This is a genomic window from Thiomonas sp. SCN 64-16 (assembly GCF_001725585.1).
In the GTDB taxonomy this organism is placed as follows: Bacteria; Pseudomonadota; Gammaproteobacteria; order Burkholderiales; family Burkholderiaceae_C; genus Thiomonas; species Thiomonas arsenitoxydans.
In genome coordinates, this window is the sequence record NZ_MEGQ01000014.1 from 47,603 (window position 1) to 53,918 (window position 6,316).

Here is a 6,316-nt window from a genome sequence, read left to right on the forward strand (position 1 = left end):
GATCCTCGGGTGGTTTGTGGGTATATCAGCCAAATCTTATTTTATGAACCCACCCCTTGCATGTTCGGGTTTTCACCGAAACGGCGTGTTTGAGTGGTCACCAAACATGACGGCGCGCAAGCCTTGCCCGGTGAAGCCGCTCAGTTGCTGTCCGCTTCGTTGCCCAGCAGCGCACGTTTGAGCCGGTCTTCAGCGGGATTTTTGCCCAGCCAGATTTTGAGCATGGAGTTGAAAAACTGCGGCTCGGTGAATACCCCGCCTGAGGGCACGCCATCGATGGCGATGGTGCTGCCCTTGCCGGGAATCTCGCGGATAGTCACCGTTTCCCCGGTTTTGATCTGGCTTTTTTGGGCAAACAGTCCGCCCAGTTGCACCAGGCTGGGAATGAAGGCGCTGAACTCCTCCGGGCTGAGGTTGTTTTTGATGCCTTCGTTGAGTTTGTCGCCGAGCTCCTTGCCGCTCACATCACGCAGCAGGGTGAGTTTCAACTCCTTGGGCCCGGCCATGTTGTAAATCGCCTGCGGTTGCGTGCTTTTCTGCGGCAAATACAGTGCGGCGGTGTAAACCTTGAAAAAGAACACGTACCGGGTACCGGCGCCGTTGAGCGTCAGCGTCTTGCCGCCGACATCCACTTGCGGCGGAATATCCACGCCGTGCAGGGTGAGCGCCTGCGCGCTCGGCATGAAGGATGCGATGGCCAGTGCGGTGATCAGCGAGGCGGTTGCGCCGAAGGTGCGCAGCGGCTTGTGAGTGGTGTGATCCATGAAGTCTCCTGTTGTCTGTTATCGAACGGTCGTTCATTTTTCGTAAAACGCCGTGCTTTGACAAGTGAATTTGGATCGGGCGCCGTTTAAGATACTGCAACGACACCCATGAAGGAGACGTCATGCCCAAGGTTTTTCAGGACAGCTACCCCGACGCGCTGGCGCACTGCTATGGCTGCGGCCGCCTCAATGCCGAGGGGCATCAGATCAAGACCGTCTGGGATGGTGATGAAACGGTCACGCGCTTCACGCCCCAGCCCTATCACATCGCAGTGCCTGGCTTTGTGTACGGCGGCTTGATCGCCTCGCTGATCGATTGCCACAGCACCGGCACGGCGGCAGCGGCGATGTACCGTGCCGAAGGGCGGGAGATGGACACGCCACCGGCCTTCCGTTTTGTCACCGGATCGCTGCATGTCGATTTTCTCAAGCCGACGCCCTTGGGTACAGAGCTTGAAATTCGCGGTCGTGTCAAAGAAATCAAGGGCCGCAAGGTCATTGTGGAGTCCACGGTGTTTGCGGGCGGCGTGGCCACCGTGCGCGGCGAGGTCGTCGCGGTACAGATGCCGGAAAACTTCGGCGCTTGAGACCGCGTTTGAGCCCGTTACGCGGAAAATGGCCCTACGAGTTTGCTACATTCGCTCACTCGGATAGCTCTGCGCGATTCATTCACTGTCCATGTTCATCCATCGGCGACACGCATCGGGTTCTGGAGACCGGGGGGCTTGGCCCTGGCGGTTCTGGTTGATCGTGCCCGCTGCTGCGGCCTGACTCACCTCCGATCTGCGTCCCATTCGCGCGTCAATGCGTGGGGCCGTGTCGGCAACAGGCTGCACTCCCGTGATATCCGCTGCCCGTCCCTTCGGGGCAGCCGACCCTTGAGACGAACATGACTGAACTCGAATTCAAAGAACTGGCCCGCCAGGGCTACAACCGCATTGCGCTCGTGTCTGAAGCGCTGGCGGATCTGGAAACTCCCCTGTCGCTCTACCTCAAGCTGGGGGTGGGCGCAGGAGCCGGGCAAAACACTTTTTTGCTGGAATCCGTCGTCGGCGGCGAGCGCTTCGGCCGCTACTCCTTCATCGGCCTGGCCGCGCGCACGCAGGTACGGGTGAAGAACGGCCTCACCGAGGTGCTGCGCGACGGCGCGGTGGTGGAAACCTCTGAAGCGCCGCCGCTGGATTTCATCGAAGCGTTCCACGCCCGCTTCAAGGTGGCGCTGCCTGCGGGCATGCCGCGTTTTTGCGGCGGGTTGGCGGGGTATTTCGGCTATGACGCGGTGCGCTATATCGAGCCGCGCCTGATGGCGTCTGCGGCCAAGCATCCCAAGCCCGATCCGCTGGGTATGCCCGACATCCTGCTGATGTTGTGCGAAGAACTCGCCGTGATCGACAACCTGTCGGGGCGGCTCTACCTCATCGTCTATTCCGACCCCGGCCAGCCCGAGGCCTACAGCCAGGCGCGCTCGCGCTTGCGCGGTCTGCGCGAGCAACTGCGCTATTCCGTTTCGGCGCCGCCCATGCAGCGCAGCAGCGTGACGCCGATCGAGCGCGAGTTCGACAAGGCCGACTATCTGAAAGCGGTCGAGAAGGCGAAGGACTACATCGCCGCCGGAGACTTCATGCAGGTGCAGGTGGGGCAGCGCCTGCGCAAGCGCTTCAGCGATTCGCCGCTGTCGCTCTACCGCGCGCTGCGCTCGCTCAACCCTTCGCCGTACATGATTTATTTCAACTTCGGCGATTTTCAGATTGCGGCCTCATCGCCCGAGATTCTGGTGCGCGAAGAGACTGTGCCCGAAGGACGCAAGGTCACCATCCGCCCGCTGGCGGGCACGCGGCCGCGCGGCGCCACCGCCGAGGCCGATGTGCGCAACGAGGCCGAACTGCTGGCCGACCCGAAGGAGCGCGCCGAGCATCTGATGCTCATCGACCTGGCGCGCAACGATCTGGGTCGTATCGCGCAGACCGGCAGCGTGAAGGTGACCGAGGCGTTCGCCATCGAGCGCTATTCGCATGTGATGCACATCGTCAGCAACGTCGAGGGGCTGCTGCAACCGCAGCGCACGCCGATGGATGTGCTGCGCGCCACCTTCCCGGCGGGCACGCTGTCGGGCGCGCCCAAGATTCGCGCCATGGAAGTGATCGACGAACTCGAACCGACCCGCCGCGGGCTGTACGGCGGGGCCATCGGCTACTGGAGTTTTGCCGGTGACATGGATCTGGCCATTGCCATTCGCACTGGCATCGTCAAGGACAACTGGTTGTACGTGCAGGCGGCCGCTGGCGTGGTGGCTGATTCCGTGCCCGAGATGGAATGGCGCGAAACCGAGGCCAAGGCCCGCGCCGTGTTGCGCGCGGCCGAGCAAGTGCAGGAAGGGCTGGACGGCTAAAGCGCTGTCCCGCCCCCTCTCTTCCCAGACCTACGGAGCCCATCATGCTGCTGATGATCGACAACTACGACAGCTTTACCTACAACCTGGTGCAATATTTCGGCGAACTCGGCCAGGACGTGCACACCGTGCGCAACGATGAGCTCGATCTCGAAGCCATCGCGGCGCTCAATCCCGAGCGCATCGTCATTTCTCCCGGGCCGTGCTCGCCCGCCGAGGCCGGTATCTCCGTGCCGGTGCTGCAATACTTCGCCGGGCGACTGCCCATTCTGGGCGTCTGCCTGGGGCATCAGGCCATCGGCGCCGCGTTTGGCGGCCAGATCGTGCGGGCGCGACAAATCATGCACGGCAAGACCGGCTCCATCACCCATGACGGCCGAGGCGTGTTCGCCGATCTGCCCAGTCCGTACACCGTGGTGCGCTATCACTCGCTGGCCATCGAGCGCGACAGCCTGCCGACCTGTCTGGAAATTACCGCGCAGACCGAAGATGGCGAAATCATGGGGGTGCGTCACCGCCATTTCGCCATCGAGGGCGTGCAGTTTCACCCGGAGTCCATCGAGACCGAGCACGGCCACCTGCTGCTGCAGAATTTTCTGGCGTTGAACGAGGGCCACTTCCATGACCATCAGTAATCACGATGCGCTGGTGCGCGTCATCGAGCACCGCGAAATCTTCCACGATGAAATGATCGGGCTGATGCGCCGCATCATGACCGGCGAGATGTCCCCGGTCATGATGGCCGCGCTCATCACCGGCCTGCGGGTGAAAAAGGAAACCATCGGCGAAATCACCGCCGCCGCGATGGTGATGCGCGAATTCGCCATGCCGGTCGAAGTGGCCGATAAAAAGCGCCTCGTCGATATCGTCGGCACGGGGGGCGATTCCGCGCGCACCTTCAATATCTCCACCGCCAGCATGTTTGTCGCCGCCGCCGCCGGGGCGCAGGTGGCCAAGCATGGCGGGCGCAGCGTGAGTTCTTCCTCCGGCTCGGCCGACGCGCTCGACGCGCTGGGCGCCAACATCCAGCTCACGCCAGAGCAAGTGGCGCAAAGTCTGGCCGAATGCGGCATCGGCTTCATGTTCGCGCCCAACCACCATCCCGCCATGAAGCACGCGGCACCGGTGCGTAAGGAGTTGGGAGTGCGCACCCTGTTCAATATTCTTGGGCCGCTGACCAACCCCGCGGGTGCGCCTAACCAGTTGCTGGGGGTGTTCCACCCCGATCTGGTCGGTATTCTGGTGCGTGTTTTGCAAAGGCTGGGCAGCGAGCACGCCCTGGTGGTGCATGGGCTGGATGGTCTGGACGAGGTGTCGCTGTCGGGCGAGACGCTGATTGGCGAACTCAAGAACGGCCAGATCAGCGAATACGCCATTCACCCCGGCGATCTCGGGCTGAAGTCCGCGCCGTTGGAAGCGCTGCGAGTGGAAGGCCCGGCTCAGTCCATCGAGCTGATGCACGAGGCGCTCAACGATGTGGCGGGCGCGCCCAGAGACATCGTGGCACTCAATGCAGGGGTCGCGCTGTACGCCGCGAACGTCGCGCCCGCATTGATCGACGGCGTACAGATGGCGCGCGAAGCCATTTCCAGCGGCGCAGCACGCGACAAAATGCAAGAGTTCGTGCGCGTCACCCGCGCCATGCAGAATCTGGCGGCCAGCGTATGAGCCCACCCCGAAACCCTTCGCTTCGCTCGGCTCTCCCCTCAAGGGGCAAGAAACTCTCGGGGCGGCCCAGCGAGTTTCTTGAGAGCGACATCCTTCAGCGCATCCTCGCCACCAAAGCGCAAGAAGTGGCGGCGGCGCGCGAGCAGGTGCCTTTATCGGCGCTGCGCGAGCAGGCTGCGGCGCGGGGCCCAACGCGGGGGTTTGCCGCCGCGGTGCAGGCCAAAGTCGCCGCGGGCGGGCCCGCCGTCATTGCGGAAGTGAAAAAGGCCAGTCCGTCGCGCGGGGTTCTGCGGGCCGACTTCGATCCGGCCGCTATCGCTCGCAGCTACGCGGCCGGGGGCGCCACCTGCTTGTCCGTGCTCACCGATGTGCAGTACTTCCAGGGGGCGGCGTCTTATCTGCAGCAGGCGCGGGCGGCTTGCGCGCTGCCCGTATTGCGCAAGGATTTCATGGTCGACGCCTACCAGATCGCCGAGGCCGCCGCGATGGGGGCCGACTGCGTGCTGTTGATCGCAGCCGCTCTGCCACGGGCGCAATTGATCGAACTGGAAGCCGAGGCGATGAGCTACGGCCTCGATGTGCTGGTCGAGGTGCACAACGCGGCTGAACTGGAGGCGGCGCTGGCGCTGCGCACGCCGCTGCTTGGCATCAACAACCGCGACTTGCGCAGCTTTGAAACCCGGCTGGAGACCACCCTCGATCTGCTGCCGCAGATTCCTGAGGGCCGCGTCGTTGTGACCGAGAGCGGCATTCTGACCGCGGATCACGTCGCGCGCATGCGGGCCGCCAGCGTTCAGGCCTTCCTCGTCGGCGAAGCCTTCATGCGCGCGGACGACCCCGGCACGGCCCTGCGCGCGCTCTTCGATTGACCCGGCTAAAAGGCCTTCTATTTGACATTGCCGCAAAAATCGCTAAGAATCTGCGGTTCGCCTCGGAGAGGTGGCCGAGTGGTTAATGGCAGCAGACTGTAAATCTGCCCTCTTACGAGTACGCTGGTTCGAATCCAGCCCTCTCCACCAGGCGCAAGAATGATGTGCTTTGCTGCTTTTGGTTTTTGCTGCGGGCTTCGTCGTGTTGGCGACGATCAGTCGCTCCGAGTTGGTCGCTGCGGGCCTCGCCAGGGTGTCCAGGGCTAGGCAAGGCGGGAGTAGTTCAATGGTAGAACCTTAGCCTTCCAAGCTAATGGCGCGGGTTCGATTCCCGTCTCCCGCTCCAGCTCCTGCGGTATTTAGTGTTGTTATGTAACGGTTTTTTCTTGAGCGTGCAAGCGTTCAGGCCCATGTGGCTCAGTGGCAGAGCACTCCCTTGGTAAGGGAGAGGTCGCGGGTCCGATTCCCGCCATGGGCACCAGTTGAATTTATCGATTTGTCCATCTTTGTAGGCTTGAGGAGTTTGAATCATGGCGAAGGAAAAGTTTGAGCGGACCAAGCCGCACGTCAACGTGGGCACGATTGGTCACGTGGACCACGGCAAGACCACGCTGACGGCGGCCATC

At 62.7% G+C, this 6,316-nt stretch carries 7 protein-coding genes and 3 tRNA genes; 9 read left to right on the forward strand and 1 reads right to left on the reverse strand.

Going from position 1 to position 6,316, the window contains the following annotated elements; genetic code table 11:
- Positions 1–140: 140 nt before the first annotated feature.
- Positions 141–764 carry a chalcone isomerase family protein gene (locus ABT24_RS05740; protein WP_276732037.1) on the reverse strand — a complete coding sequence of 208 codons (624 nt, stop codon included), beginning with the start codon at positions 762–764 and terminating at the stop codon, positions 141–143.
- A 122-nt stretch (positions 765–886) separates the two neighbouring features.
- On the opposite strand from ABT24_RS05740, the gene ABT24_RS05745 reads away from it, so the two are divergent.
- The 9 genes from ABT24_RS05745 to ABT24_RS05785 all read left to right on the forward strand — a co-directional run.
- Entirely contained in the window at positions 887–1,351 is a 465-nt protein-coding gene (locus ABT24_RS05745; RefSeq protein ID WP_013107516.1) for a PaaI family thioesterase, read from the forward strand.
- A gap of 302 nt (positions 1,352–1,653) precedes the next feature.
- Positions 1,654–3,153, forward strand: a complete 1,500-nt coding sequence (gene trpE, locus ABT24_RS05750) for an anthranilate synthase component I (RefSeq protein WP_276732039.1) — start codon at positions 1,654–1,656, stop codon at positions 3,151–3,153.
- 44 nt (positions 3,154–3,197) lie between these two features.
- The gene (locus ABT24_RS05755; RefSeq protein WP_276732041.1) at positions 3,198–3,788 is read left to right on the forward strand and encodes an anthranilate synthase component II; all 591 of its coding nucleotides are present in this window, start codon (positions 3,198–3,200) and stop codon (positions 3,786–3,788) included.
- Entirely contained in the window at positions 3,775–4,821 is a 1,047-nt protein-coding gene (gene trpD, locus ABT24_RS05760) for an anthranilate phosphoribosyltransferase (protein WP_276732042.1), read from the forward strand. The genes ABT24_RS05755 and trpD overlap by 14 nt, the downstream gene beginning before the upstream one ends.
- Positions 4,818–5,690 carry an indole-3-glycerol phosphate synthase TrpC gene (trpC, locus tag ABT24_RS05765; protein WP_276732045.1) on the forward strand — a complete coding sequence of 291 codons (873 nt, stop codon included), beginning with the start codon at positions 4,818–4,820 and terminating at the stop codon, positions 5,688–5,690. Before trpD ends, trpC begins: the two co-directional genes overlap by 4 nt.
- A 64-nt stretch (positions 5,691–5,754) precedes the next feature.
- A tRNA-Tyr gene (locus ABT24_RS05770) sits at positions 5,755–5,840 on the forward strand.
- A gap of 122 nt (positions 5,841–5,962) precedes the next feature.
- Positions 5,963–6,036 (forward strand) — tRNA-Gly (locus ABT24_RS05775).
- A 60-nt stretch (positions 6,037–6,096) separates the two neighbouring features.
- Positions 6,097–6,171, forward strand: a tRNA-Thr gene (locus ABT24_RS05780).
- A 49-nt stretch (positions 6,172–6,220) separates the two neighbouring features.
- A partial coding sequence (locus tag ABT24_RS05785; protein ID WP_039011239.1) for a GTP-binding protein occupies positions 6,221–6,316 on the forward strand: 96 nt, incomplete at its 3' end.